The 25,671-nt window shown below is 72.3% G+C and carries 22 protein-coding genes and 1 pseudogene; 11 read left to right on the top strand and 12 right to left on the bottom strand.

Annotated elements, in window-relative coordinates:
• Positions 1 to 110: 110 nt before the first annotated feature.
• Positions 111 to 1,883 carry a PucR family transcriptional regulator gene (locus tag ACQEU8_RS08855; RefSeq protein WP_433098601.1) on the bottom strand — a complete coding sequence of 591 codons (1,773 nt, stop codon included), beginning with the start codon at positions 1,881 to 1,883 and terminating at the stop codon, positions 111 to 113.
• A 71-nt stretch (positions 1,884 to 1,954) separates the two neighbouring features.
• Entirely contained in the window at positions 1,955 to 4,582 is a 2,628-nt protein-coding gene (locus tag ACQEU8_RS08850) for a SpoIIE family protein phosphatase (protein WP_433102243.1), read from the bottom strand.
• A gap of 382 nt (positions 4,583 to 4,964) precedes the next feature.
• Between ACQEU8_RS08850 and yhfZ the strand changes: the two genes are divergently transcribed.
• The 10 genes and pseudogenes from yhfZ (at position 4,965) to ACQEU8_RS08800 (ending at position 15,152) form a co-directional block, all read left to right on the top strand.
• The gene (gene yhfZ, locus ACQEU8_RS08845) at positions 4,965 to 5,909 is read left to right on the top strand and encodes a GntR family transcriptional regulator YhfZ (protein WP_433098599.1); all 945 of its coding nucleotides are present in this window, start codon (positions 4,965 to 4,967) and stop codon (positions 5,907 to 5,909) included.
• A 109-nt stretch (positions 5,910 to 6,018) separates the two neighbouring features.
• On the top strand, positions 6,019 to 6,393 hold the full coding sequence (locus ACQEU8_RS08840) for a PRD domain-containing protein (RefSeq protein ID WP_433098597.1): 375 nt from the start codon (positions 6,019 to 6,021) through the stop codon (positions 6,391 to 6,393).
• Positions 6,394 to 6,511: 118 nt separating this feature from the next.
• Entirely contained in the window at positions 6,512 to 6,868 is a 357-nt protein-coding gene (locus tag ACQEU8_RS08835; protein WP_433098595.1) for a DUF2620 domain-containing protein, read from the top strand.
• A 42-nt stretch (positions 6,869 to 6,910) separates the two neighbouring features.
• Positions 6,911 to 8,278, top strand: a complete 1,368-nt coding sequence (locus ACQEU8_RS08830; RefSeq protein WP_433098593.1) for a YhfT family protein — start codon at positions 6,911 to 6,913, stop codon at positions 8,276 to 8,278.
• 117 nt (positions 8,279 to 8,395) lie between these two features.
• Positions 8,396 to 9,397 (top strand): phosphotriesterase family protein, encoded by a 1,002-nt coding sequence (locus ACQEU8_RS08825; protein WP_433098591.1) that lies wholly within the window; start codon positions 8,396 to 8,398, stop codon positions 9,395 to 9,397.
• A gap of 1 nt (position 9,398) precedes the next feature.
• Positions 9,399 to 10,550: pseudogene (locus ACQEU8_RS08820) on the top strand (aminotransferase class V-fold PLP-dependent enzyme); the annotation flags it as partial.
• A 277-nt stretch (positions 10,551 to 10,827) separates the two neighbouring features.
• Positions 10,828 to 11,991 carry an alanine racemase gene (locus ACQEU8_RS08815; protein WP_433098589.1) on the top strand — a complete coding sequence of 388 codons (1,164 nt, stop codon included), beginning with the start codon at positions 10,828 to 10,830 and terminating at the stop codon, positions 11,989 to 11,991.
• Between the two features lie 186 nt (positions 11,992 to 12,177).
• Entirely contained in the window at positions 12,178 to 13,449 is a 1,272-nt protein-coding gene (locus ACQEU8_RS08810; RefSeq protein ID WP_433098587.1) for a phosphopentomutase, read from the top strand.
• A 176-nt stretch (positions 13,450 to 13,625) separates the two neighbouring features.
• Positions 13,626 to 14,450, top strand: a complete 825-nt coding sequence (locus tag ACQEU8_RS08805) for an aldo/keto reductase (RefSeq protein WP_433102241.1) — start codon at positions 13,626 to 13,628, stop codon at positions 14,448 to 14,450.
• Positions 14,451 to 14,555: 105 nt separating this feature from the next.
• Positions 14,556 to 15,152, top strand: coding sequence for a DUF4291 domain-containing protein (locus ACQEU8_RS08800; protein ID WP_433098585.1), 597 nt, complete (start codon positions 14,556 to 14,558; stop codon positions 15,150 to 15,152).
• A 120-nt stretch (positions 15,153 to 15,272) separates the two neighbouring features.
• On the opposite strand, the gene ACQEU8_RS08795 is transcribed toward ACQEU8_RS08800, so the two are convergent.
• The 9 genes from ACQEU8_RS08795 to ACQEU8_RS08755 form a co-directional block, all read right to left on the bottom strand.
• Positions 15,273 to 16,229 carry an MASE1 domain-containing protein gene (locus ACQEU8_RS08795; RefSeq protein ID WP_433098583.1) on the bottom strand — a complete coding sequence of 319 codons (957 nt, stop codon included), beginning with the start codon at positions 16,227 to 16,229 and terminating at the stop codon, positions 15,273 to 15,275.
• 113 nt (positions 16,230 to 16,342) lie between these two features.
• On the bottom strand, positions 16,343 to 17,215 hold the full coding sequence (locus tag ACQEU8_RS08790; protein ID WP_433098581.1) for a PP2C family protein-serine/threonine phosphatase: 873 nt from the start codon (positions 17,213 to 17,215) through the stop codon (positions 16,343 to 16,345).
• A gap of 152 nt (positions 17,216 to 17,367) precedes the next feature.
• Positions 17,368 to 17,766 carry a hypothetical protein gene (locus tag ACQEU8_RS08785; protein WP_433098579.1) on the bottom strand — a complete coding sequence of 133 codons (399 nt, stop codon included), beginning with the start codon at positions 17,764 to 17,766 and terminating at the stop codon, positions 17,368 to 17,370.
• Between the two features lie 144 nt (positions 17,767 to 17,910).
• Positions 17,911 to 19,389, bottom strand: coding sequence for an amino acid permease (locus ACQEU8_RS08780; protein WP_433098577.1), 1,479 nt, complete (start codon positions 19,387 to 19,389; stop codon positions 17,911 to 17,913).
• Positions 19,390 to 19,579: 190 nt separating this feature from the next.
• The gene (gene argF, locus ACQEU8_RS08775) at positions 19,580 to 20,602 is read right to left on the bottom strand and encodes an ornithine carbamoyltransferase (protein ID WP_433098575.1); all 1,023 of its coding nucleotides are present in this window, start codon (positions 20,600 to 20,602) and stop codon (positions 19,580 to 19,582) included.
• 60 nt (positions 20,603 to 20,662) lie between these two features.
• Positions 20,663 to 21,916 (bottom strand): arginine deiminase, encoded by a 1,254-nt coding sequence (locus tag ACQEU8_RS08770; protein WP_433098573.1) that lies wholly within the window; start codon positions 21,914 to 21,916, stop codon positions 20,663 to 20,665.
• A 67-nt stretch (positions 21,917 to 21,983) separates the two neighbouring features.
• Entirely contained in the window at positions 21,984 to 22,928 is a 945-nt protein-coding gene (gene mmuM, locus ACQEU8_RS08765; protein WP_433098571.1) for a homocysteine S-methyltransferase, read from the bottom strand.
• The gene (locus tag ACQEU8_RS08760; RefSeq protein WP_433098569.1) at positions 22,925 to 23,848 is read right to left on the bottom strand and encodes an LLM class F420-dependent oxidoreductase; all 924 of its coding nucleotides are present in this window, start codon (positions 23,846 to 23,848) and stop codon (positions 22,925 to 22,927) included. The genes mmuM and ACQEU8_RS08760 overlap by 4 nt, the downstream gene beginning before the upstream one ends.
• 91 nt (positions 23,849 to 23,939) lie before the next feature.
• A complete protein-coding gene (locus ACQEU8_RS08755; protein ID WP_433098567.1) occupies positions 23,940 to 24,536 on the bottom strand; it encodes a TetR/AcrR family transcriptional regulator in 597 nt (198 codons plus the stop codon).
• Between the two features lie 84 nt (positions 24,537 to 24,620).
• On the opposite strand from ACQEU8_RS08755, the gene ACQEU8_RS08750 reads away from it, so the two are divergent.
• The gene (locus ACQEU8_RS08750; RefSeq protein ID WP_433098565.1) at positions 24,621 to 25,025 is read left to right on the top strand and encodes a nuclear transport factor 2 family protein; all 405 of its coding nucleotides are present in this window, start codon (positions 24,621 to 24,623) and stop codon (positions 25,023 to 25,025) included.
• Positions 25,026 to 25,143: 118 nt separating this feature from the next.
• On the opposite strand, the gene ACQEU8_RS08745 is transcribed toward ACQEU8_RS08750, so the two are convergent.
• Complete coding sequence (locus ACQEU8_RS08745; RefSeq protein ID WP_433098563.1) at positions 25,144 to 25,599, bottom strand: DUF6099 family protein; 456 nt, start codon at positions 25,597 to 25,599, stop codon at positions 25,144 to 25,146.
• Positions 25,600 to 25,671 lie beyond the last annotated feature (72 nt).

Raw genomic sequence — 25,671 nt, 5'->3', positions numbered from 1 at the left:
GATGGGATGGGGCCCGGCACAACAGGCCGGTGGTGTACGGGCCGGTGTTGTCCTGTCGCACCACACCGTAGGCGGGACAGTGGTGCGACAGGACAACACCGGCGGGCGGGTCACACGGCCGGCCTGCCGGGATGTGGTCCTGCCGGGTAGGCGCCCGCAGCACGCAGCCCCAGCTCCGCCAGCAGGCGCACGTCCGGGTCGTCGAGGTCGAGCCCGAAGTGGCTGCGCAGTCTGCGCAGCCGGTAGCGCAGGGTGTTGGGGTGGACGCCCAGCTGCCGCGCGGTGCCCGCCACGTCCCCGAACCGGCTGAGATAGGCGGCCAGGGTCTGTGCCAGGTCGGTGCGGTGCTGCTCGTCGTGCGCCAGTAGTTCCCGCACCGGCCCGTCCACCTGTGGTGTCAGCTCGGCCACCGCCCGTACCGCCCGCAGCGCGTCCAGCGCCGCCCGTACGTCCGTCTCGTCGGCGACCTCCGGCGGTCCAGCGCCCGCGTCCCGGCCGTCCCCGTACGACCGCTCACGCAGCACCTGGAGGACGAGGTGGGCGGCCGTACGCGACTGTGGTGCCTGTGCCGGTCCCGGCCGGGGTGCGCCGATCGCCACCAGCGGGTGGGCGCCTGCCTCGTGCACCGCGGCCGCCAGCTGGAGCGCCAGCCTCCGGGCGTGCACCGGTGCCGCGGTCAGCTCCTCGTCCGGGAGGGGCAGCAGTACGTCCAGCCGGTCGTCGACGCGCAGCGTGTACCCGGCCGGCTGGTGTGCGGTCACCTGGAGCGCGGCCAGCCGCAGCGCCCTGTCGCGGGCCGCTCCGGCGTCACGGTCGGCCGGTGCGCTCCCGCCGGTGGTGACGGACAGGACGACGCAGGGCGTGTCAGGGGTGAACCCGAGCGTCGCGGCGGCGGCGCGCGTCTCCCCGGTGCCGTCCAGCAGCGCCCGCACCGCCCGTCTGCGGCGGGCGGAGCCGTTCTGGGTGCGCAGCCGGTGGTGCAGCAGATGCGGGGCTGCCGTACGAGCCGCCTCCCGCAGCGCCTGCCGGGCCTCGGGCCGCAGCGGGCTGCCGTCGGCCGCCGCCCAGATCGAGCCGAGCACCTCGTCGCCCGCTCGCACCGCGATCGCCAGCCGCTCGGAGAACCGTTCCTCGGCGGGACGGTGCACCACATCGTCCGTCGACCACAGGGTCCGCAGAAATCCGCTGGCGGCCAGCTCGGCCAGCCGCCATCTGGGCACCTGCTGGCCGAGGATCGTCTGCCTGCGCAGCGGGTCGGCGCCGTGCTCTGTGGGGGAGAAGGCCAGCACCCGCGAGTCCGGGTCCTCGATCGTGATGGCCCCGCCGACCAGTTCGGAGAAGGCCCGCGCCAGCGCGGACAGGTCGCCCAGCGGCACATCGGTGGGCGATTCGCCGCCCAGCGGTCCGCCGCCGTGGGCGAGCCCCGTACGCAGCATGCCGATCAGCTCGGTCCACTCGATCCACGGCGCTCTGGTCAGCAGCGCCGTGGAGGTCTCCTCGGCGACCTCCAGCAGCCGCCGGGTCGGTCCGCTCGCCCCGCGCCGTACGACGACGGCCACGGCGCCCGCCCGCGCGGCGGACCGCAGCACCAGCGGGGCGACGTCGGAGGAGTCGTCCACCCCGGCCGCGAGAAGCACCTGCCCGTGCGCGGCGAAGATCTCCCCCGCGTCGAACACCCCCACCCCGCGCACCGGGACGCCGGTACCGCGCGGCGCCTTCACCAGCTCCAGCGCCTCGCCCGCGCCGGTCGCCAGCAGGCTCGCCAGGGTGGGCGATGCCGGTGGCACCGGGGAGCCGGCGGGGGCCGGGGACCCCTGGGGCGCCCGGTGCGGCTCGTGCGCCGCGGGGGCGTGCGGGTCGTGCGGCGGGGTGAAGCCAGACATGACTCAAGTGTGGCCCAGCAGCCGCGAGCGGCCAGGCGGCGGTCCGGGGGCACGGGTGAGCCGGAGCGGTGTCACAGTGGCTCGTCCCACTGGTCGAGGAGACCGGCGGTGTCCTGCTCGCCGCCGGTCGCCTCGTACAGGTTCTGCTCGGTCCACATCACCTTGCCGTGCGGCGTGTAGCGGGTCCCCCAGCGCTCGGCGAGCTGCGCGACGAGGAAGAGACCGCGCCCGCCCTCCTCGGTGGCGGCGGCGCGGCGCAGATGGGGCGAGGTGCTGCTGCCGTCGGAGACCTCGCAGGTGAGGCAGGACTGGTACAGCAGCCGGACCCGGATGGGCTCGCTGCCGTAGCGGATGGCGTTGGTGACCAGCTCGCTGAGGATGAGCTCGGAGGTGAAGGACATCTCCTCCAGCCCCCACTCGGCCAGCTTCCGGGAGACCCGGGCACGCATCGGGGCGACGGCGCCGGAGTCGGCGGGCACGTCCCACTGTGCGACCCGCTCGGGGTCGAGCACCCGGGCGCGGGCCACCAGCAGGGCGACGTCATCGCTGGGTTCGGTGGGCAGCAGTGCGTCGAGAACCGCCCGGCAGGTGTCCTCAGGGCGTCTGCCGGGGTGCCCGGTCAGTGCCTCGTGCAGCAGGGCGAGACCGTCGTCGATGTCGCGTTCGCGGTCCTCCACGAGACCGTCCGTGAACAGTACGAGCTGACTGTCGGGGTGCAGCCGCAGCTCGGCCGTCTCGAACGGTGCGCCGCCCAGTCCGAGCGGCAGCCCGACGGGCACGTCCGGGTACTGCACAGTGCCGTCCGGCAGCACCAGTGCGGGCCCCGGGTGGCCTGCCCTGGCGATGGTGCAGCGGCCGGAGACGGCGTCGTAGATGGCGTACAGACAGGTGGCTCCGGTGACTGTCGCGCCGTTGCCCTCGGCCGCCTGGTCCTGGTCGATCCTGTCGACCAGTTCGTCCAGGTGCGCCAGCAGCTCTTCGGGGGCCAGGTCCAGGGAGGAGAAATTGAGCACTGCTGTGCGCAGTCGGCCCATCGTCGCCGCCGCATGCAGCCCGTGGCCCACCACGTCGCCCACCACCAGCGCCACCCGTGCGCCGGGCAGCGGGATGACGTCGAACCAGTCGCCGCCCACCCCGGCCCTGGTGGGCCGGTAGCGTGACGCCACCTCCAGGGCGTCCTGTTCGGGCAGACCGCGTGGCAGCAGACTGCGCTGGAGGGTGACCGCCATCGCGTTCTCACGGGTGTAGCGGCGGGCGTTGTCGATGCTGACCGCGGCGCGTGCCGTCAGCTCCTCGGCGAAGGCCAGATCCTCCTCGCCGAAGGGCTCGCTCTGGTCGGTGCGCCAGAAGTCGACGGTGCCCAGCACCACACCGCGGGCCCGCAGCGGGGTGCTGATCAGTGAGCGGATGCCGTACTCCAGAGCCCGCCGGCCGTGTGCGGGATACTGCGCCAGCCAGTCGTGCGCCTCGCGCAGATCGGGGTGCAGGAGTGCCTGCCCGCTGTCCACCACCTCCGCCTCGCCCGGCATGGTCTCGACAGTGCGGACGACCTCGCCGACAGGGAGGAGGGGCGCGTCGTCGCGGACGCCGCTCACCGCGATACGGCGCAGTTCGGTGCGCGCGGCTGTCGGCTCCTCACCGCGCAGTACGGGGTCCAGCAGTTCCACAGTGGCGAATTCGGCGAACCGGGGCACGGCCACCTCGGTCAGTTCCTCGGCTGTACGCACCACGTCGAGCGTGGTGCCGACCCGCACCCCGGCCTCGTACAGCAGACGCAGCCGCTCCCGTGCGCCCTCCGCGCGGCCCTCCAGGGCGTGCAGTTCGGTGGTGTCCCGCAGGGTGGCCACCCGGCCCGGCGCGCCCTCCTCGCCGCGGGTGGTGCGGACGTTGACAGCCAGCAGCCTGCCCTTGGCCAGATGCACCTCGTCCGTTGCGGTGCGGCCCGACGCCAGCAGCCCCGCCATGCCCACGCCCAGGCCCACCTGGTCGACGTATCGTCCCTCCGCGTCCTCGGGCAGCTCCAGCAGCCGCCGGGCCTCGTTGTTGACGAGCACCAGCCGTCCTGTGTCGTCGAGGATGAGCACGCCCTCCCGGACGGCGTGCAGCACCGCGTCATGGTGCTCGTACATGCGGGTCATCTCTTCCGGCCCCAGGCCGTGGGTCTGGCGCCGCAGTCGCCTGCTCACCAGTGCGGAGCTGCCCGAGGCGAGGGCGAGTGCGCCGGCGGCCGACATGAGCAGGACGGGCAGTTGCTTCTTCACCCCCTCGTTCACCCGCGACACCGTGACCCCCGTGGAGACCAGCCCGGCGAGGGTGCCGTCGTGCCGGACGACGGGGACGGCGGAGTTCACCGTCAGACCCGGTGCCGCCTGGAGAGTCTCGGTGGTGGAGCGGCCCTCGCGGGCCTCCCGGACGGCCTCCTTGTACGGCCCGTCGACGCGCTTGCCGATCAGGCCGGGTTCCGGCGCCGTGACCCTGATCCCGTTCGGCTTCCAGACGACGACATAGGAGATGTCGGTCCTCTTCCGCAGCGCCTCCGCACGTGGCTGGAGCTTCGCGGTCGGGTCGCGCACGTCCAGGTTCTTCACCACATCAGGTGACTGTGCGAAGGCCGTGGCCACGGCGAGGGCTTCCTTGCGGGCCTGGCGGGTGCTTTCCCACCGGGCGTGCAGGACGAAGGCCACCACCACGGCGATCATGAGCAGCACGATGACCGCCACCTGGAGGACGAATACCTCTCCGGCGACGGTGCGGGGGGCGAAGGGGAGCCGGAAGCGGCGCGCGCGGGGCGGCAGTTCCTCGACGTCCGGGGACCCGTCGGGAGGCGGGGCGCTCCCGGCGCCCGGGCCCTGGCGGGAGCGCGCGGATGCGGGCGGCACTCGGCGGTGCCGTTCACGCCGAGCCGACAGGCGCCCGAAGAGTCCGCGCATGAACCTTTTCTAGCAGTTCCCGGTATGGCGAGCCTCCGCCGACTCGTGCGGCCGCGCACCCGGAGAAGGGGTTCGCGGCCGGAGAAAGAGGGCTTGGCGGCCGGCGGAAAGGGGCTTGTCAAGAATCCAGGATTCTGTTTACTGTTCCCTCGTGAATGGTTACGACGAGCGATTCCTGACCCGCAACGGCCTGGCGGCCCGTCAGCTCGCGCTCCTCCTGCTGGAGTACGAGCCGGAGACGCGGCTGCCCCGGGTGCGGGACTTCGCCGAGGAGTTGGGGTGCGGCAACGGCACGGTGCAGGCCGCGCTGCGGCTGCTCGAGGAGGCCGGCGCGATCCAGACCGCCGCGCGCGGCCATCTGGGCACCTTCCTCGTCAGCTCGGACCGCTCGGTCCTGTGGCGGCTCTCCGGGCTGGGCACGCTGCTCGCCGCGATGCCATTGCCCTACTCCCGCCGCTACGAGGGCCTGGCCACCGGTCTGCGCGCCGCGTTCGACGATGCCGGGACGCCGTTCGCCATCACCTTCATGCGCGGCGCGGGCAGCCGGGCCACGGCGCTGCTGGAGGGCAAGGCCGATCTGGTCGTCCTCTCCCGCTTCGCCGCCGACCGGTTGATCGAGGAGTATCCGGAGGACCTGTCGCTGGTGGTCGATCTCGGTCCCACCACCTACGTCGGGGCCCACGGGGTGCTGCTGCGCGAAGGCGGCTCGCTGGAGGCGCCGGGGCTGCGCGTCGCGGTCGACCACGCCTCGGAGGACCAGCGGATGCTCGCCGAGCGGGCGTTCGCGGAGCGGGACGACGTCGAGTGGATCGAGTGCTCGTACATGCAGCTGCCCGATCTGCTGGCGCAGAACAAGGCGGACGCCACCGTCTGGAACCTGGACGAGGTGCAGGGCCGGATCGACGCGGGCTTCGATGTGCTGCCGCTCGGTGACGAGATAACGCGAGATCTGTCCCTGCGGAACTCCAGCGCGGCGGTCATCGGCAGAGCCGAGAGCGTGGCCGCCCTGCACGCCATACGGGACGCCATCGACCCCGATCGGGTGACGGAGCTTCAGTCCGAAGTCGTACGAGGAGACCGGATGCCCTCGTACTGACCGACGCCGGCCCCGCCGTCCCCCAGGGCCCCGCGCACGGCCCGAATGGCCGGGCTCGGGCCGTGAGAATCCAGAATCCCGATTTCTGTCGCCCATCGAGGAGGATGGCGTGGACGACCAGCTCGCACTCCGTATCCAGCTCTTCCGCGAGGGCGGCCAAGTCCGGCCCGAAGTGGTCGACTTCGTCACAGCCGAGCTGTCCACGCTCGCCGACGAAGGTGCCCCGGTCACCGAGGAGACGGCGGGCATGCTGACGAGCCATCTGATGATGGCCCTCACCCGGCTGCTCGACGGCGAGTCCATAGAGAAGTTCCAGACCGACGAGCAGATCGCCGCGGAGCTGGCCGGTCATCCGGCGGCCGTCGAGCGCGCCCGCCGTGCCGCGGCCCGCGCCGAGGCGGAGCTCGGCGCCACGCTGCCCGACTCCGAGATCAATTTCCTGGCCCTGCATCTGGCCCTGCTCGCCCAGCGCGTGTCCGGCTGACCCTGCGGACGCCCGACGCCCCCCGACGCCACCCACTCACCGCCCCCCACTCCCGCCCCGGCACACCGGCCCGGCCGCCAACCACCGGGCCCCGCAGCACAGATGAGAGGCACCAGCCATGACGAAGATCCTCACCGGCGGAGTCGGCAAGAGCGAGGTCGCGAACGCCGTCAAGGCGCTCGGTCTCGACGGCGTCGAGGTCGCGGTCTCCAGCGACATGGACGCGGCGATGAAGCTCCGCTCCGGCCAGGCCGACTACTTCCTCGGCACCTGCCACACCGGCGCCGGCGCCTCCCTCGGCGTCCTCGTCGGCCTCATGGGGCAGCCCGCCTGCCACACCTTCGGCCGCTCGGTGCCCACCGAGGACGAGGTCGCCGCGCTGCTCGCCGACGGCAAGAAGGTCTTCGGCTTCTCCATGGACCAGATCGACACCATCGCCCCCCTGCTCGCCCGCGCCGTCGCCGCGCGTGCCTGACCGGGTTCCGGCACACATCCCGGGCGTGAAGGAGCGACCCCCATGAGTACCGTGAGCACCGCCGGCAACCAACTGGCCGCGACCGCCGCACTGGATTTCTCGCTGCCCCAGCAGCTGACCGTGATCCTCCTGTGCGCGCTGACCGCGTTCATCTCGCACATGGCGCTGGCCGTCTTCAACGACGGAGTGCGCCCGTTCATGCTGGACTTCATCCACGGGCGGACCACCCGCTCGGCCACCACGGCGGTCTCCTTCGGACTGTCCGCCGGTTTCATCTTCGGACTCGGCGCACCGATGGCGCTCTCCTCCGGCGTCCTCAACCCCTGGCTGCTCTTCCTGCCCACCGACATCCTGGGCCTGCTGGCGCCGAAGAAGTGGCTCGCGCCGCTGCTGGGCGCGGGCTGGGGCGCGGTGGTCGTCTTCGGTCTCAACGGTGCCAACGAGGTGGCACATGACCTGCCCGTCGACTTCCTGACGGCCATGCAGCAGATGTCGACGCCCATCCTCTTCCTGTTCACGCTGTTCCCGGTGCTGGCCATCACCAAGCAGTTCGGGCGCGCCTGGGGCGCGGTGGCGGGCGTCGTCGAACTCGCCCTCGTCGTCATGACGATGAAGCTGTGGCCCGACATGTTCGCGGGAGCCCTGGCCATGGCCGTCGGGGTGCTGCTGCTGATCGGTCTCGCCGTACGCCGCGACCTGGTGCAGCGCAAGGCGGACCGCGAGGCGGAGGCCGTGTCTCAGGCCGCTGCCCAGGATCCGTCCGGGGACGATCCGATGGCCTCGCTCTTCAGCACCAGCGCCGCCCGGCTGCGCCGCCATCTGCCGCTGTTCATGGTGCTCGGCGCGGGAATCTGCATGCTCGCGCAGATGCACATATTCGGCGGCGGTGAAGCCACCAGCTTTCTGATAGCCAAGGACCATATCTCCGAGGCCGCGCAGGTCGACTTCTACCGTTTCTTCGGCTTCCTCCCGCTGATCGCGACGACGGCGCTCGCCTCGGGCGCCTACGGCATCGTCGGCTTCACGGTCGTCTACCCGATCGGCTATCTGCTGCCGAACCCGGTGCTGGCGGCAGTGGTCGGAGCGGCCGTTTTCGCCCTTGAGGTCCTGGCGCTGTCCTCCATCGGCAAGCTCCTCGGCAAACTGCCCAGCGTCCGCGACTCGTCCGAACACCTGCGCAACGCCATCTCCGAGAGCCTCCTCCTGGCCATCCTCTTCGGCTCGCTGATGGCGGCCAACGCGATGGGCGCCGGGCTCGGCATCCTCGTCGTGGGCGGGCTCTATCTGCTCAACGAGGCGATGGGACGCCCCGTCGTCCGGATGGCGGCGGCACCCGCCGCCGTGCTCGTCGGTGGCGTCCTGCTCAACGTCCTCTACTGGCTCGATCTGTTCACCCCCGTCAAGGGCTGAGCCCGCCAGGTTCGGTCCCCGGTCAAGGGCTGAGCCCGCCAGGGTCGGTCCCTGCCCATCAGGTTGAGGCCGCGCTGCCACCTGCCACCAGGAAGGCCCACCATGAGAAGGCCCACCATGAGTTGGAGCACCCCCCACGGCACCACCCCCCATGGCGCCGAGCCGCTGCTGCACACCGTCGCGGGACCGCTGTCGGCCACGGCCGTGAGCGGGCCCGCCCTCGCTCATGAGCATCTGGTCCTCGACCTGGACCTCAAGGGCGACGGCGCCGCCGTCCTCGACGCGCGGCGGCACGGTCCGGCGGTCAGCAGGGAACTGTCCGAGCTGCGCGAGGAGTTCGGGCTCTCCTTGGTCATCGAGCTGACCTGCCGGGGCATGGGCCGCGATCCGCTCACGCTCGCCAGGATCGCGGAGGAGAGCGGGGTCGCCGTCGTCGCCGCGAGCGGGTGGTACTACGAGCCGTTCCACCCGGCGGCGGACCTTGCGGGCGCCACCGTCGACCGGCTCGCCGCCACCCTGGAGCGGGAGATCCGCGAAGGGCTCGCCGGCCCCGACGGGGCGCCGACCGGGTTCCGCCCCGGTGTGCTCGGCGAGGTGGGCAGCCACGGGGAGGTGCCCAGCGAGCCGGAGTCCCGCGTGCTGCGGGCCGCGGCGCGCGCGGCCCTCGCCACCGGGCTGTCCGTGGCCACCCACGCCCAGCTCGGCCACGGCGGGCTCGCCCAGCTCGATCTGCTGACCGGCGCGGGCCTGGCCCCGCACCGGATCTGCGTCGGGCACCAGGACCTCCTCACCGCTCCGGCCGTGCACCGGCGGCTCGCCGAGGCGGGCGCGTACGTCGCGTTCGACACCGTCGGCAAGGAGAGTTACCAGAGCGACGACGTACGACTGCGGCTGCTCCTCGCGCTGCTGGAGGCCGGGCACGCCGACCGGGCGCTGCTCAGCTGCGACATCTCCCGGCACGGCTATCTGCGCACCGAGGGCGGCCAGGGCTACGGCCATCTGTTCCGCTCCTTCCTCCCCGCCGCCCGTGCCGCGGGTGTGGACGAGGACCTGATCGATCTGATGACCCGGCGCAATCCGCTGCGCTTCCTGACCGGCGCGAGTCTGGAGGAGATCTGAGATGGCAGCAGCCACCCCGCCGACACCGTCGCGGCCGGCCGGCTCCCGTCCGGTGCCCCCGCCGCTGCCCCGTACGTTCCCGCTGGCCACCGTCCCCGTGGAGGAGGCGGTCACCCGGCAGTTCCGGCTGCTGGAAGCCACCGCCGCGCACTTCGCCGGGCAGGAGCTGTTCGCCGCCGACGCCGGTGTGGTGCCCGGGCTGGGGCGGCCGCGGACCACCGCCCGGGTCGAGGCGGTGCTGGCCGAGTACTTCGGTGCGGAGGCCGCGGCGCTCGTGCAGGGCGCCGGCACGGGCGCGATCCGCGCCGCGCTGAGTGCCGCCGTCGGGCCGGGCGAGCCGCTGCTCATCCACGGGGCGCCCGTCTACCGCACCACCGCGGTCACCCTGCGCGGGCTGGGCGTCGAAACGGTGGAGGCCGACTTCAACGACCCCGAGGCACTGCGGGCCGCGCTCGCCTCCGGCCGCTTCCGGTGGGCGTATGTGCAGCACAGCCGGCAGCGACTCGCCGACTCCTACGATCCCGCCGAGGTTGTGGCCGCCTGCCGGCAGGCCGGCGTCCGTACGCTCGTCGACGACAACTACGCCGTCTTCCGGGTGCCCGCCTCCGGGGTCGAACTGGGCGCGGACGCCTCCTGCTTCTCGCTGTTCAAACTGCACGGCCCGGAAGGCGTCGGCGCCGTTGTCGGCGCTGCCGACCTGATCGCCCGCGTACATGCCGACAACTACTCGGGCGGCGGCCAGGTCCAGGGCCACCAGGCGCTCGACGCGCTGCGTGCCCTCACCCATGTCCCGGTGATGTGGGCCGTCCAGTCCCGCGTCGGCACCGAGGTCGCCGAGCGCCTCGCCGCCGGTGAGGTGCCCGGAGTCGCGGATGTACGCATCGCCAACGCGCAGGACAGATGCCTGCTCGTCCAGTTGGACACACCGGTCGCCGCTCAACTCCCCGATGTGGCGGCCCGGTTCGGTGCGGCACCGTATCCGGTGGGCTCCAACTCCCGCTACGAGATCGCGCCCCTCTTCTACCGCATGTCCAGCTCCGCCCTGGACGACGCACCGCAGCTCACTGACTGGGTGATCCGCATCAACCCGATGCGAGCGGGCGCCGACCTCGTCCTCGAAATCCTGCACCGCTCCCTTGCCACACTGGCCGACCAGCCTGCCACCGGCGGCCAGGCCTCGGCTGGCCATCGCACGGGGATACAACCCGCAGTCGACCAGGCCGCCGGCGAACGGTCCGGAGCCGGGCAGCCCGCCGCCGCGCAGACCGAGGCTGGCCATCGCACCGCCGCCCAACCCGCAGCCGGCCAGGCCACCGTCGCCCAACCCGCCGCCGGGCAACCGGCCGACGAAGCACCCCACAACGCACCACCGGAAGCACCGCACAAAGCCCCACCGCACGAAGCAAAGAAGCACCGCACTAAGGACTGACGTGTTCCTCGACAGCCTCCTCGCCCGCAATCCGGGGCTCGCCGATACCGCGGCGGACCTTCATCGGCGTGGCGAGATCCCACCCGACACCTACGTCATGGACCTGGACGCCGTCGCGGAGAACGCCGCCCTCCTCGCGGGCGAGGCCGAACGGCTCGGTCTGTCGCTGTGGTTCGTCGTCAAGCAGTTCGGCCGCAATCCGGAGCTGATCCGCGCCGTGGCCCGCGCCATCCCCTCCTTCGCCGCCATCGACCCCGCCGAGGCCCGTACGCTGCGCGCGGCGGGGGCCCGGGCCGGAAACCTCGGCCACCTCGTACAGATCCCGCATCGGGTGCTGCCCGAGATGCTCGGCTGGCGGCCGGAGGCCGTCACGGTCTTCGATCTGGCCAACGCACGTGCCGTCTCGGCGGCGGCCCAGCGGCTCGGCTTCGTCCAGGACGTACTGGTGCGGCTGGAGGGCCCGGACGGCTCGGTCTACCCGGGGCAGGAAGGCGGCGTCCCGCTGTCCGCGCTGGACGCGTTCGCCGAGGAGGCGGAGCGGCTGCCGGGTATCAGGATCGCGGGCGTCACCGCGTTCCCCTGCGTGCTGTGCGATCCGAAGACCGGCGCCCCGACCCCCACGCCCTCCTTCGACCTCGCCCTCAAGGCCCGCGAACTGCTCGCCGCACGCGGACATCAGGACCTCAAGCTCAGCGCCCCCAGCGCCACCTCCATGGCCAGCCTGCCGCTGCTCGCCCGGCTCGGTGCCACCCACGGCGAGCCCGGCCATGCCCTGACCGGCACCACTCCGCTGCACGCGCTCGACGCCGACCAGCCCGAGCGGCCCGCGTATGTGTACGTGACGGAGGTGGCGCACACGCTGGCCGACGGCCGCCCGGCGGTGTTCGGCGGCGGGTTCTACCCCCGCGCCCACATCACCTCCGCGCTGTTGCCCCGCACCGGCCGCCGCCTGCCCGTGCAGGGCGCGCCCGCGCAGAACATCGACTACTACCGGCTGCTGGCCGCGCCCGAGACGGACGGCCAGGTGCGGGTCGGTGACACGGCACTGCTGGCGTTCCGTACGCAGGTCTTCGTGACCCGCTCCACGGTCGCGGTGGTGGCCGGCCTCTCGTCCGGAACACCACGGCTGACCGGCCTGTACGACGCACAGGGGAGGGCGCTGTGACAGCGGACGCGTACGAGGTGGCTGGGGGAGCGTGCGACGGGGTGCGCACCGTCATCGCCGTCGTCGACTACGACGCAGACGGGAGGGCGCTGTGACAGCAGATACGTACGAGGTGGCCGGGGAAGCGTGCGACGGGGCGCGCACCGTAATCGTCGTCGTCGGCCACGACGCACACGGGAGGGCGCTGTGACAGCGGATGCGTATGAGGTGGCCGGGGGAGCGTGCGACGGGGCGCGTACCGTCATCGTCGTCGTCGACGGGTTCGGCATCGGTGCCATGCCGGACGCCGGGGCGCTGCGCCCCGGCGACGCTGCCGCCGACACCTGCGGCCATGTGCTCGACCACGCCCGCGAGGCGCTCGGACGGCCGTTGCGGCTGCCCATGTTCGGGGCGCTGGGCCTCGGTCTGGTCCACCCGCACCCCGACCTCGCCCGCGGCACCCGGTTGCCGGTCGCGGCGGGGCGGGCCGCGCTCGGCTACCCCGGCGCCGACACGTTCGCGGGTCACCAGACGATGATGGGCGCGGACTTCAGCCAGGTGACCGTCGCCCGCCTCGGCGACCACCTGGAGGAGGTCGGCGGGGCGCTGCGGGCGGCGGGCCACCGGGTCGAACTCCTCGACAGCAGACCGCTGCTGCTGGTCGACGGCAGCGTGCTGGTGCACGACAACCTCGAGGCGGACCCGGGCATCAACTGGAACGCCTCGGCTCGGCTGGACGACCTCGGCTTCGACGGCATCCTCGGCGTCGCCCGTACGGTACGCGCGGTGGCGCCGGTCGCCCGGGTCATCGCGGTCGGCGGCCACGCGGACGGCCCACTGCGCGGGTTCGTCCGCGACGGCGACGACGGAACGGTGGGCCTGGACACCCCGGCGAGCGGCTTCTACCGCAACGGTGGCCTCCGGGTGCAGCACCTGGGCGCGGAGCTGGACCACACCCGTCAGCTTCCCGAACTGGCGGCGCGGGCCGGGATCCCGGTGACGCTCGTCGGCAAGGCCGCCGACATCCTGGCGTGCGAGACAGCCGTCCGCCGCCCGGCGGTGCCCACCGCCGACGTCCTCGCCCACACCGTGGAGGCGGTCCGCGCGCCTGGCGAGGCGCTGGTCGTCGCCAATGTGCAGGAGAGCGATCTGGCGGGCCATCAGCGGGATCCGGAGCGGTACGCACGCATCCTGGAGCAGGTCGACGCCGGCCTGGCCGCGCTGGTCGCGCTGCTGGACCGGCCCGGCGACCGCCTGGTCGTCACCGGGGACCACGGCAACGATCCGACGATCGGGCACGCCTATCACACCCGCGAGTACGTGCCGGTGCTCATCCACCGTCCCGGCGTACCCGGGGTGGAGCTGCTGCCGGACGCCGACAGCCTGGCCGACGTGGGGGCCACGGCAGCAGCGGCACTGGGGCTCGACCCCGCGGACCTCGCCAGCGGGAGGCGGATACCGGAGCGCGCGGCGGCCTGAGCGATCATGGGTGCGCAGCCTCGGAGTCTCCGGGCCTCGTGGGAACCGCCGGCACCGCCGGCACCGCCGGCACCGCCGGCACCGCCGGCACCGCCGGCACCGCCGGCACCGCCGGCACCGCCGGCACCGCCGGAACCGTCGGCCGCACCGCCGCCAAGGAAAGGACCGCGAACGTCGTGCGCACAGTGAACCTTCCCTCCGGTACGCCCGTCCCCGCCCTCGGCCAGGGCACCTGGCACATGGGCGACGACCCCTCCCGGCGCGCCCAGGAGCTGGACGCCCTGCGTACCGGCATCGACCTGGGCATGACGCTGATCGACACGGCGGAGATGTACGGCAGCGGCGCCGCCGAGGAGTTGGTCGGCGAGGCCGTCAAGGGGCGCAGGGAGGAAGTGTTCCTCGTCAGCAAGGTGCTGCCGTCCCACGCCGACCGGCGCGGCACCGTCGAAGCCTGCCGTGCCAGCCTGCGCCGCCTGGGCACCGACCGTATCGACCTGTATCTGCTGCACTGGCGCGGCGGCGTCCCGCTGGCGGAGACCGTCGAGGCGCTGGAAGGGCTGGTCCGCGAGGGCGACATCCGCTTCTGGGGGGTGAGCAACCTCGACACCGACGACCTCGCCGATCTGCCCGAGGGGGCGGTGCCCGCCACCGACCAGATCCTCTACAACCTCACCCGGCGCGGCCCCGAGTTCGATCTGCTGCCCCGCTGCCGAGAGTTGTCGGTGCCCCTGATGGCGTACTCGCCCGTTGAGCAGGGCCGGCTGCTGGACCACCCCGCGCTGCGCACGGTCGCCGACGCACACGGTGCCACCCCCGCGCAGGTGGCGCTGGCCTGGGTGCTGCGGCACGACGATGTCATCGCGATCCCCAAGGCATCCTCACGCGGTCACGTCGAGGAGAACCGGGCGGCAGCCGAGCTGCGCCTCACCGAGGAGGACCTCGCCGCGCTGGACGAGGCGTTCCCGCCGCCGACCCGCAAGCGGCCGCTGGAGCTCCTCTGACGGGTCGTACGACGCGAGCCCGCGACAAGCCGCGCGCCGCCCGCGCCGCTCGGGTCGCCGTAATTCGCTGGCCAAGGCCGGTGCGCTGCGGCGACCCTGGGCGCCGTGTCAGAGCAACCCAAGTACGAGATACGCGCCGCGCATACGGCGTCCACAGTCACCGTCTACCAGGCGTACGCGCCGCGACTCGGCCTGCCCGCCGTCCGCGACGGGCGGTTCCCCGCGGCCTGGAAGCGGGATCGGATGACTTGGATCAAGCCGTCCTTCCTGTGGATGATGTACCGCTGCGGGTGGGCCACCAAGCCGGACCAGGAGACCGTCCTCGCCGTCGAGATCACCCGCGAGGGCTTCGAGTGGGCGCTGCGCCATGCCTGCCTGTCGCACTACGACGCCGCCCGGCACGCCGATCAGGCTGCGTGGAAGCGGCAGTTGCGGCAGTCGCCGGCCCGGGTCCAGTGGGACCCCGAACGCGACCTGCACTTGCGCCCGCTGCCGTACCGCTCCCTCCAGCTCGGCCTGGCGGGCGAGGCGGCGCGCCGGTACGCCGACGAGTGGACGGTCTCCCTCACCGACGTCACCCCGCTCGCCCATCAGATACACGCCGCCGTACGGGACGGTGACCTGGACGCGGCCCACGCCCTGCTGCCCGCCGAACCGCCCTACCCGGCAGGCCCCGACCTCATCGGCCACCTGGCCGCCTGAGCGCAGGGGGACGGGGTCTGCGCCCCGTCAGGGGCGCGGGGAACTGCGCGAGCAACCACAGCGCACCCGCAGCCCGCAAGCGCCAGCAGGGGCACCCCCTCCGGAACAACGGCGAGGGGCCTACCCCTGCCGCTGTCCCGTACGCCCTCCCGCAGGGAAGGAGCGAGGCCCCCGCCCCTGCGGGGCCAGCACCTCGACCATCTCGGCGAGATCATCACAAGCGGCGGCGATCCTCCGATGCGTATTCCGCTTCTCGGCGGTGACAGCGGCCAGCAACAGCGTCGTCAGCGCAGCGGTCCCGTTGAGCGCCTGCAGCGTGATCATGTCCGTGATCAGATCCTGCCGCGCGAACACCCCGCTCCGCTCGGTGGCGGCCCCGGTCGCGGCGACCGCGAGGATGGTCGTACTCACCGCGCACCCCAGCAGTTGGAACCGCAGCGCCGCCCACACCAGCAGCGGAAAGACCAGGAATAGCAGATCGATCGGGGACCGGGTCACCAGGATGGCCAGCGTGGTGGTCGCCGCGCCCAGCCCCAGCGCCTCGGCGGCCTGCATCCAGCTGCGCGGCCGGCCCAGCTTGGGCAGGGACAGCAGCAGCGGCGTGACGACCAGTACGCCGACCGCGTCACCGGCCCACCACGCCGACCAGACCGGCCAGAAGTCGTGCGGCCCGAGGTGGTCGCCCGCGACCAGCATCAGGCAGCCCATGGTCGCGCTCACCAGCATGCCGAGGAACGCTCCGAGGAAGACCAGGCTCACCCCGTCCCGGAGCCGGTCGACCTGCTCACGGAACCCCACGCGGTGCAGCAGAAAGCACGCGACGAGGGGCGCGAGGGTGCTGCCCGCCACGGATCCCGCCGCCGTCCAGCTCAGCGGCCCCATGTTCAGCAGCACCAGCAGGGAACCGAGCGCCACCCCGGGCCATACCCGCAGCCCGAAGTAGAGCAGTCCGGCGACGGCGATACCGGTCGGCGGCCAGAACGGGGTGACGACCGCGCCCTCGACCGTCACCTTCCACACCAGGCCGAGCCGCCCGCCCGCGTAGTAGCACAGGGCGAGAACGACGAGGCGCAGCACGTACGCAGCGAACAGACGCCCTCTGGCGCTGCCGGGCAGTGGCCCGGCCGGGGGAGGGGAGGGCTCCAGTGTCCGGTCCGCCGGCGTCTCGCTGGGTGGTGCCACATCGTTCATCAGACAACGCCGGACGCCGCGTCGGAGGTCTGACACGCCTCCGGCCCGTCATAGCTGAGCACCAGGACGGCCGCGTCGTCGGTGTGGCCGGTCTGCTCCGCCACTTCCATGACGCGGTCCGCGAGCACTTCGGGGTCCTCGCGGACGCCGTCCCGCAGCACCCGCGCCACCTGGGCCAGCCCCTCCTCCAGCGGGAACCGCGGCCCCTCCACGACCCCGTCGGTCAGCAGCGCCAGCGCGCCGGGCAGGGTGAATCGGTACTCGGTGACGGTGTACGTCTGGCCCTCCATGACGGCCAGCGGCAGGCCGATCTCCTCCGGAGGGTGGTCGACGACTCCGCACACCCCGTCGGCCCGTGCCCATACGGCGCCGGTGTGCCCGGCACGTGCGGTGTGCACGCTCCAGGTGTACGGGTCGAAGCGCAGGAAGACGCAGGTGGCGAAGAGCGGATTGTCGGTCGCCGCGAGCAGCTCGTTGGCGGTGTGCAGGATCTCGCCCGGGTCAGTGGTGCCCATGGCGGCCACCGCGCGCAGCGCGATCCGCACCTGGCCCATATACGCGGCGGCTTCCACGTCGTGCCCCTGCACATCGCCCACGGAGAAGCCGAGCGTTCCGTCGGAGAGCCGGAACCCGTCGTACCAGTCGCCCCCGATGTCCAGGCCGTTGCGTGCCGGCGCGTAGCGGGCCGCGACGCGCAGCCCCGGCGCGGTCGGCAGGGTGGAGGGCAGCATTCCGCGTTGCAGGGCCTCGGCCAGTTCGACCCGGGCGCGCTGGACCTCGACCTCCTCCCGGACCCTGGCGGTGAGCCGTCCGAGCTGCGAGAGCAGATCGTCGGCGCTCGCCGGCCGCGCATGACGGTGCCGACCACCCATGCCCCGAGCCTAGCCCCGGCCCCGCACACCCGCCCGGCGAGCGCGTACGAACGGATACGAGCGGAAAGGGGCACTGCGACGCCTATGGAGCTGCGACGGCTGCGGAGCTGCGACGCCTACGGAGACGAACGGCCGCGGGCGCGTACGGCACGTCAGCTCGCCGCGGACACGCCCCCGTCCGCGCTCCCGCTCCGGCCGGTGCACAGCGCCGCCACCGACAGCGCGCCCCAGCCGACCGAGACGGCCACCGCCTTGGCGCGGGCCCTACGGGGGAGCGTGACGCCCAGCAGCACCGCGTCGCCCAGGTCCGCCGCGATCCGCAGCCAGGCCGCGGTCGTCAGCGCCGGGCCTTCCGGGGCAAGGACGAGGGCGAGTCCACAGGCCGCGTCCCGCCAGGCCAGCGGGCGCAGCGAGGTGCGGGTGGCCGCGGCGGTCCGGCCGTTCTCGTCCACCAGTCCGGAGGGCTTCGCCAGCAGTTGGGGCCAGGCCGCGACGGCGGCTCCATAGCCGGCCGTCGCCGCACCCACGGCTCGCAGCAGTCCCACACGCATCGCACTCTCCGCTCGTCCGGTCCCCGGTGGTGCTGTCGGGGAACCGTACCGAGATCCGGGCTCAGTGCCCCGAAGGGGCGCGGGGAACTGCGCGGTCAACCACAAACCACCCGCAGCCCGCCCACTCCAGGCAGCGGCACCCACTTACCGGACCAATGGAGGGGCCCCCGCCAAGGCCCCGGCACCAGCATCGCCCCCGGCATCGGCATCGGCGTCGCCCCCTGCAAGGGCCAGCCGCGACCGCCGCCGCCCGTACACCGAGTACACCAGTGCCCCGATCACCAGAAAGACCCCGAACTGGATCCAGGTCACCAACGGCAGACCGCACATCAGATACAGGCAGAAGGCCACTCCCAGCAGCGGCGCCACCGGGTAGAACGGCACCCGGAACCTGCGCTGGAGCCCGGGATGCGACCGCCGCAGGGCGATAACGCAGACGTTCACCACGGCCATGACCGCCAGCGTGCCGATCACCGTCATGTCCAGCACCACGTCCAGCGGCACCACGGCGGCCGGGACGGCGAAGACAACGGCGACGATCCAGGTGTTGGCGACCGGCGTCGAGGTCTTCGGCGAGATCCGCTCGAACACCCGTGGCACCAGCCCGTCCCGGGACATCGACATCAGGATCCGCGTCTGGCCGTACATCACCGCCAGCACCACCGAGGCGATGGCCACCACGGCGCCCAGCGCGATCACGGTCGAGCCGAAGGCCGAGCCGGTGGCGTGGTCGACGATCAGCGAGAGCGCGGCGGGCTTGCCGCCGACCTGCTCCCAGGGCATGGCGCCGATCGCCGCCACCGACACCAGGCAGTAGAGCAGCGCCACGCAGCCGATGGTCACCAGGATGGCCAGCGGAATGTTCCTGCGCGGGTTCTTGACCTCCTCACCAGCGGTGGAGATCGCGTCGAAGCCGATGAAGGAGAAGAAGGCCAGCGAGGCGCCGGCGCCGATGCCACCGATGCCCTCGGGTGCGAAGGGCGACAGATGCCCCGCGTCGTAGGCGGTGAAGGCGACGGCACAGAACAGCACCAGGATCCCGACCTTGATCACCGCCATCACGGCCGTGGCCCGCGCGCTCTCCCGCACCCCGCGCACCAGCAGCACCGCGGCGAGCAGCATCACGATCACGGCGGGCACATTGACGACGCCGCCGTGCCCCGGCGCCTCGGCGAGGGCGGCCGGGATACGCAGGCCGACGGTGTTCTCCAGCAGCTCGTTGAGGTACTGCCCCCACCCGATGGCGACCGCGGAGACGGAGACCCCGTACTCCAGCAGCAGGCACCAGCCCACCAGGAACGCCGCGCGCTCCCCGAGGGAGGCGTAGGTGTAGGAGTACGAGCTGCCCGAGACCGGGATGGCGCCGCCCAGCTCCGCGAAGGAGAAGGCGGTGAACACGCAGGTCACCGCGGCCAGGAGGAACGAGATCAGTACGGCGGGTCCGGCCTCCGCAACGGTGTCGGACAGGCCGACGAAGATGCCGGTGCCGACGATCGCGCCGATGCCGAAGCACACCAGCTGGAACGGGCCGAGAGTGCGCTTGAGGCCGTGTCCCTCCAGATCGGCGCCGGATTCGGCGACCAGCAGATCGGGGGACTTCAGACGCAGGCCGGTGCGGGGCATGGGACTTCCAGGGCGGTGCTGGGTGTGCACGGGGTGGTGTGCACACGCGGACGTGCACAAGGGAAGGGCCCGGGCGGTGGCCCGGACCCTTCGAGGCTGGATCCCATCGTAACGGCCGAGAATGCATGATCCCGCGTCTCAACGTATGACTATGCACACACGCTGACGGTGCACACACCGGCGTACGGCCTCAGTCCAGGGGTGCCCCCAGCGTCGCCACGAGCACGGCCTTGATCGTGTGCAGCCGGTTCTCTGCCTCGTCGAAGACGACCGAGTGCTCCGACTCGAACACCTCGTCGGTGACCTCCAGCGAGGTCAGCCCGTGCTGCTCGTGGATCTCCCTGCCCACCGCCGTGCCCAGGTCGTGGAAGGCGGGCAGGCAGTGCAGAAAGCGCACTTGTGGGTTCCGGGTGGCCCGCAGCACGTCCATGGTCACCGCGTACGGCCGCAGCAGCGCGATCCGCTCGGCCCAGACCTCCTTGGGTTCGCCCATCGAGACCCATACGTCGGTGGCCAGGAAGTCCGCGTCACGCACGCCCTCCGCCACGTCCTCGGTCAGCGTGATCCGCGCCCCGGTCTGCTCGGCCAGCTGCCGTGCCCGGGCGGTCACCGACTCCTCGGGCCACAGCGAGCGCGGTGCCACGATGCGTACGTCCATGCCCAGCAGCGCGCCCGTGACCAGGTAGGAGTTGCCCATGTTGTTGCGCGCGTCGCCCAGATACGCGTACGAGAGCTCGCCCGGCGCCCGGCCAGGGGCGCCCGGAGCGTGCTCGATCATGGTGAGAACGTCGGCGAGCATCTGGGTGGGGTGCCACTCGTCGGTCAGCCCGTTGTAGACGGGCACTCCGGCGTACGCGGCCAACTCCTCGACGATCTCCTGTCCGCTGCCGCGGTACTGGATCCCGTCGAACATCCGGCCGAGCACCCGCGCGGTGTCCTTCACGGACTCCTTCACACCCAGGTGCGAGCCGGCCGGGTCGAGGTAGGTGGTGTGCGCGCCCTGGTCGGCGGCGGCGACCTCGAACGCGCAGCGCGTACGGGTGGAGGACTTCTCGAAGAGCAGCGCGATGTTGCGCCCGCGCAGCCGCGGGCGCTCGGTGCCCGCCCGCTTCTCGGCCTTCAGTTCCGCCGCGAGGGAGACCAGACCGCGGAACTCGTCCGGCGTGAAGTCCAGCTCCTTGAGGAAGTGGCGGCCTGTGAGGTCTGCTGCCATGAGGGCTCCTAGCTCGCGCTTGACGGATGAGTCCGCAATTATATACGGCTAACCGAATGCCTATGCGACCGGATCGCGCTCCACCGGGCAGCTCATACAGCGCGGCCCCCCGCGCCCCCGCCCCAGCTCGCCGCCCGGAATCTCAACCACCTCGATGCCCTGCCGCCGCAGATGGGTGTTGGTCGTCACGTTCCGGTCGTAGGCCAGGACGACCCCGGGCTCGACGGCCAGCACGTTGCACCCGTCGTCCCACTGCTCCCGTTCCGCCGAGCGCACATCCTGGGTCGGCGTCAGCACCCGGATCCGGTCCAGCCCGAGCGCGGCGGCGATGGCGCGGTGCATATGTTCGGGGGCGTGGTCGGAGACCTTCAGCTCCGTGCCGCCCGAGCCCGGCTCGATCGTGTACGAGCGGAGCATGCCCAGCCCCTCGTACTGAGTGAAGGTCTCCCCGTCGACCATCGTCATGACCGTGTCCAGGTGCATGAACGCGCGGCGCTTGGGCATGTCCAGCGCCACGATCGAGTGCGCCGACCCTTGTTCGAACAGCCCGTGGGCCAGCGTCTCCACGGCCTGCGGTGTGGTCCGTTCGCTCATCCCGACCAGCACCGCGCCGTTGCCCAGGACCAGCACGTCGCCGCCCTCGATCGTGGCGGGGTACGCCGACTGGCCGCCCGCCCAGGTGTGGAAGCCGCCGCCGGCTCCGCCCGCGCCCGCTCCGGGGCCGGCGAACAGCGGATGGTGCCGGTAGATCGCTTCGAAATGGACGGTCTCGCGCTGCCGCGCCGGCCACCGCATCGCGGTGATGCACACCCCGTCGTAGACCCAGGCGGAGGTGTCACGGGTGAAGATGTGGTTCGGCAGCGGGGCGAGCAGGAAGTCGTCCCGCTCCATCACATGGAAGCGCACGGAGGCCGGTTCGGCGCAGCGGTCCAGATACTCCCGCTTGGTCATGCCCCCGATCAGCGCCTCGGCCAGCTCCGCCGTCGGCAGCCGGTCGAAGGAGTCCCGCAGATGGTCGGTGGCCAGCAGGCCGTACTCCTTCTCGTCGAAGACCCGGTCCAGGACGAGAGCGCGGGCCGCCGGCACCTCCAGCACCTCCGCCAGCAGCTCGCCGAACAGATGGACCTCGACGCCGAGTTCGCGCAGCGTGCCCGCGAACGCGTCGTGCTCCTCGACGGCCCGGCGCACCCACAGCACATCGTCGAACAGGAGGTCGTTCTTGTTGGTGGGGGTGAGCCTCTTCAGTTCGAGCCCCGGCCGGTGCACGATGACGCGGCGCAGCCGCCCGGTTTCGGAGTCGACACGGAATCCCATGTATTCATCCTCGCGGAGCACCGGTCGCTTCGCGAGATGCCCGCGTTTCCGGGGAGGGGCCCCGTACTCACTCGGTCCGGCGCAGTACGTCCCCTATCGCGGCGATGTCCTCCGGGCCCACCCGGCAGCAGCCGCCGACCAGCCGGGCCCCCCGCGCCACCCACTCCGCGGCGAGCGGCGCCGCGAACGAGGGCGCGCCCGTCCAGACCGCGCGCCCGGCGTCCCAGCCCTCGCCACTGTTCGGGTAGGCGACGAGCGGTACCCCGGGGCACGCGTTCGCGGCCACCTCCAGCGCCGCGGTGACCTCGTCCGCCGCACAGCAGTTGACGCCGACCGCGAGCACCTGCGGGTTCCCAGCGGCGACGGCGAAGGCGTCCGCCAGCGGCTGCCCCGCCCTGGTCTCCCCGCCCGCCACCGTGTAACTCAGCCACACCGGCACCCCGCAGCCGTCCGCGGCCCGCAGCAGTGCCTCGGCCTCCACCACGTCCGGCACCGTCTCCAGCGCGAGCACATCCGGCTCCGCCGCGACCAGCGCCTCGATCCGCGGCCGGTGGAAGGCGACCAGCTCCTCGACGGTCACCCCGTACCGGCCCCGGTACTCGCTGCCGTCGGCGAGCACGGCACCGTACGGGCCGACCGACGCCGCGACCCACACGGTCTCGTCCGGCACACCGCGCGCCGCCGCCCGGGCCAGCTCCACGCTGCGCCGGAACAGCGCCGCGGCCTCGGCCCGCGTCGCCCCGCGCCGCCCGAAGCCCTCGAAGGAGGCCTGATAGCTGGCGGTGATCAGCACCCGGGCTCCGGCACGTACGTACGCGGCGTGCGCGGCCTCGATCTCCTGCGGTGCGGCGCCCAGCAGCCGGGCCGACCACAGCTCGTCGCTGAGATCGTTGCCCTGCGCCTCCAACTGGTTGGAGAGCCCACCGTCCAGCAGCACGGGACCGGGAGCACCTCCCGGCCGGAGGCTGGGGGAGAGCGCCCGGGCGAGCGGGAGCGCGGCGTCGCGGGTCACGACAGCTTGGCCTTCACCTGGTCGGCGATCAGCGCCAGGTGGTCCAGGTCGCTCAGATCGAGGATCTGGAGATAGATACGGGAGCTGCCCAGCTCGCCGTAGCGGCCGATCTTGTCGACGACCTCCTCGGGCGTGCCCGCCAGGCCGTTCTCCTTCAGCTCGGCAACCTCACGCCCGATGGCCGCCGCCCGCCGGGCCACCTCGGCGTCGTCCTTGCCGACGCAGGCCACCAGCGCGTTCGAGTACACCAGCTCCGAGGCGCTGCGGCCATGCTCCTCGGCGGCGGCCCGTACCCGGTCGAACTGGCGCTCGCTGTCGGCGAGCGAGCCGAACGGCACATTGAACTCGTCCGCGTACCGGGCCGCGAGACGCGGCGTGCGCTTGGCGCCGAAACCGCCGACGACGACCGGGATACGCTCCTGGTGCGGCTTGGGCAGCGCGGGGCAGTCCTTGAGCTGGTAGTAGGTGCCCTCGTAGTCGAACTTCTCGCCGACCGGCGTCTCCCACAGCCCGGTGATGATCGCCAGCTGCTCCTCCAGCCGGCCGAACTTCTCCTTGGGGAACGGGATGCCGTAGGCGGTGTGCTCGGCCTCGTACCAGCCGGAGCCCAGACCGAAGTCGACCCGTCCGCCGGACATCGCGTCCACCTGCGCGACCTGGATCGCCAGCGTCCCAGGCAGCCGGAAGGTCCCCGCGGTCATCAGGGTGCCCAGCCGGATCCGGCTCGTCTCGCGGGCCAGCCCGGCCAGGGTGATCCAGGCGTCGGTGGGGCCGGGCAGTCCGTCGGAGTCGCCCATGACCAGATAGTGGTCCGAGCGGTAGAAGGCGTCGAAGCCGAGATCCTCGGTGGCCTTCGCCACCTTCAGAAGGGTGTCGTAGTCGGCCCCCTGCTGGGGCTCGGTGAAGATTCGCAGTCGCATGCACCCCATCTTGCCGCGAACGTTTCGCGGCCAACGTCCGGGCCGCCACCGTCGCCCTTGCCGCCGGACCCGCCTGCCCCAGCCGGGCCCCTCAATCCGCGCGCAGCAAACGGCGCAGGCTCGTGTGGAGGAGCTCCCTCGCTTGCTGGTCGGTGAGGTGGCCGGCTTCCGTCTCGGTGGTGGCGGCATGGGCCAGGGCGATGGTGGCGGTGACCAGCCATTCGGTGGGCAGCCGGTCGTCGAACTCGCCGTCCGCTTGGCCGCGCTGGATGACGCGCTCCAGCAACTCGGCGACGGGGACATGGCGCTCCGCGTCCTCGCGGACGCTCGCGGGCAGTGCGCCGAGCCGCCGGACGAGGGCCGGGTACTCGCCGGCGACCTGCGCACTGGCATCGAGCAGCCGCAGCAGCGCCTCCGCCGCCGGCCCGGAGTCCGGGTCCGCGGCAGCCATGGCGGCGACGGCCCGCTCGGTGAGCCGGTCGAGGACGGCGGTCAGCAGTTGCTCGCGGGAGGGGAAGTGGGCGTAGACGGTCTGCCGGGTCACACCTGCCGCGCTGGCGACGGCTTCGACGCTGGCCTCGGGGCGCTCGTTCAGCAGCCGGATCGCGGCGTCGAGGATCGACGCCCTGCTGCGGCGGGCGTCGGCACGGCGGTTGCGGGCCTGGGGGCGGACGGGTGAGGGAGTCATCTCTTACATCTTGTCAGAGTTGCCGATGGCTCATATCGTGCAACTCTTACAGCCTGTCAAACTTCCACCGGAAGCCGAGGCCTCATGAGCCCCTTCGACAGCACCGATCCGCAGCGCTTCATCGCCGACTTCCTCACGGGATTCCACGGCGAGCTCCTGCACAGCGACGAGGACGCCGGGGTCATCGTCGACCGCTATCACACCCCGGACATCGTCCAGATCGCCGACGGCCACCGGATGGACCGTCAGAAACTCATCGAGCACACCCGGCCGGTCCGCAAGCGCCGGCCCGAGCTCCGGGTGACGGTCCAGGAGGCGCTCGCAGCCGACGACCGGCTCGCCGCCCGGTACACGATGCACGTACGGGATCCGAAGCGGGAACTGGTCATCGAAGTCTGCTTCTTCGGCCGGTTCGCCCCCGACGGGCGCCTGCGGCAAGCCCAGATGCTGACCCGTACCGTCCCGTCGGAAACCGAGGCCGCCGCCTGAGCGCTCATGGAGCCGCGGCCATACGGTCCCGCGGCATGACCTCCGGCCATTGCGCGGGCGCCGTCACCGAGTAGCCGCCCGCCGTAGGGGGTCCGGCGGCAGGACGCCCCCGGCCTGCTCATGCCAGGCTGCCGCGTTCGCGCATGGACAGTGTGCGCAGGATCGAGGCGATCCGGTCGCCGGACTCGTCGGCGGCGTCGATGGCTTCCATGCACTGCCAGTACAGCGCCTCGTCCTCCGCCGTGACGGCGACGCCCACCAGGGCGACCCCCGCCTCGCCCAGGAGGGCGCCCAAGTCGTCCAGCGTGCGCCGGGGATCCTCTATCTCGGAGAGCTGCGCGGCCCGCACGGCGCCCGCACGCAGCGCCGGGTTCCTGGATCCGTTGGCTCTGCCGCCCACCTCGCTCAGCCCCAGCGCCTCCGACCGCACGGCCGGAGGACCGCTGACCGCGAGATGGCTGCCCACCGCCGCGGCGAGCGCCTGGGCCTGCCATGCCTCGGCAAGAATGTCGGACACGTCCGCGCTGAGCGCGAGGGCCTGGCGCGTGGCGGCGATGAGCCGTACAGCATCCATCTGCCTACCCCTCACTGGTCGTTACCCAGCGTGACTGTGAATGGTCAGCTCCGCCAGGAGGTTTCGGAAATC

Source organism: Streptomyces sp. CA-250714 (genome assembly GCF_050936705.1).
Lineage (GTDB): Bacteria > Actinomycetota > Actinomycetes > Streptomycetales > Streptomycetaceae > Streptomyces.
Note: the sequence above shows the minus strand (reverse complement) of the source record. Positions and strands in the feature narration are given on the sequence as shown.

Excerpts from the sequence above, each read along its gene's own strand:
- ACQEU8_RS08855 (WP_433098601.1), bottom strand. The coding sequence starts at position 1,883 with ATGTCTGGCTTCACCCCGCCGCACGACCCGCACGCCCCCGCGGCGCAC.
- ACQEU8_RS08850 (WP_433102243.1), bottom strand. The coding sequence starts at position 4,582 with ATGATCGCCGTGGTGGTGGCCTTCGTCCTGCACGCCCGGTGGGAAAGC.
- ACQEU8_RS08835 (WP_433098595.1), top strand. The coding sequence starts at position 6,512 with ATGACGAAGATCCTCACCGGCGGAGTCGGCAAGAGCGAGGTCGCGAAC.
- ACQEU8_RS08830 (WP_433098593.1), top strand. The coding sequence starts at position 6,911 with ATGAGTACCGTGAGCACCGCCGGCAACCAACTGGCCGCGACCGCCGCA.
- ACQEU8_RS08825 (WP_433098591.1), top strand. The coding sequence starts at position 8,396 with ATGAGTTGGAGCACCCCCCACGGCACCACCCCCCATGGCGCCGAGCCG.
- ACQEU8_RS08790 (WP_433098581.1), bottom strand. The coding sequence starts at position 17,215 with ATGGGTGGTCGGCACCGTCATGCGCGGCCGGCGAGCGCCGACGATCTG.
- ACQEU8_RS08785 (WP_433098579.1), bottom strand. The coding sequence starts at position 17,766 with ATGCGTGTGGGACTGCTGCGAGCCGTGGGTGCGGCGACGGCCGGCTAT.
- ACQEU8_RS08780 (WP_433098577.1), bottom strand. The coding sequence starts at position 19,389 with ATGCCCCGCACCGGCCTGCGTCTGAAGTCCCCCGATCTGCTGGTCGCC.
- argF (WP_433098575.1), bottom strand. The coding sequence starts at position 20,602 with ATGGCAGCAGACCTCACAGGCCGCCACTTCCTCAAGGAGCTGGACTTC.
- ACQEU8_RS08770 (WP_433098573.1), bottom strand. The coding sequence starts at position 21,916 with ATGGGATTCCGTGTCGACTCCGAAACCGGGCGGCTGCGCCGCGTCATC.
- ACQEU8_RS08760 (WP_433098569.1), bottom strand. The coding sequence starts at position 23,848 with ATGCGACTGCGAATCTTCACCGAGCCCCAGCAGGGGGCCGACTACGAC.
- ACQEU8_RS08755 (WP_433098567.1), bottom strand. The coding sequence starts at position 24,536 with ATGACTCCCTCACCCGTCCGCCCCCAGGCCCGCAACCGCCGTGCCGAC.
- ACQEU8_RS08750 (WP_433098565.1), top strand. The coding sequence starts at position 24,621 with ATGAGCCCCTTCGACAGCACCGATCCGCAGCGCTTCATCGCCGACTTC.
- ACQEU8_RS08745 (WP_433098563.1), bottom strand. The coding sequence starts at position 25,599 with ATGGATGCTGTACGGCTCATCGCCGCCACGCGCCAGGCCCTCGCGCTC.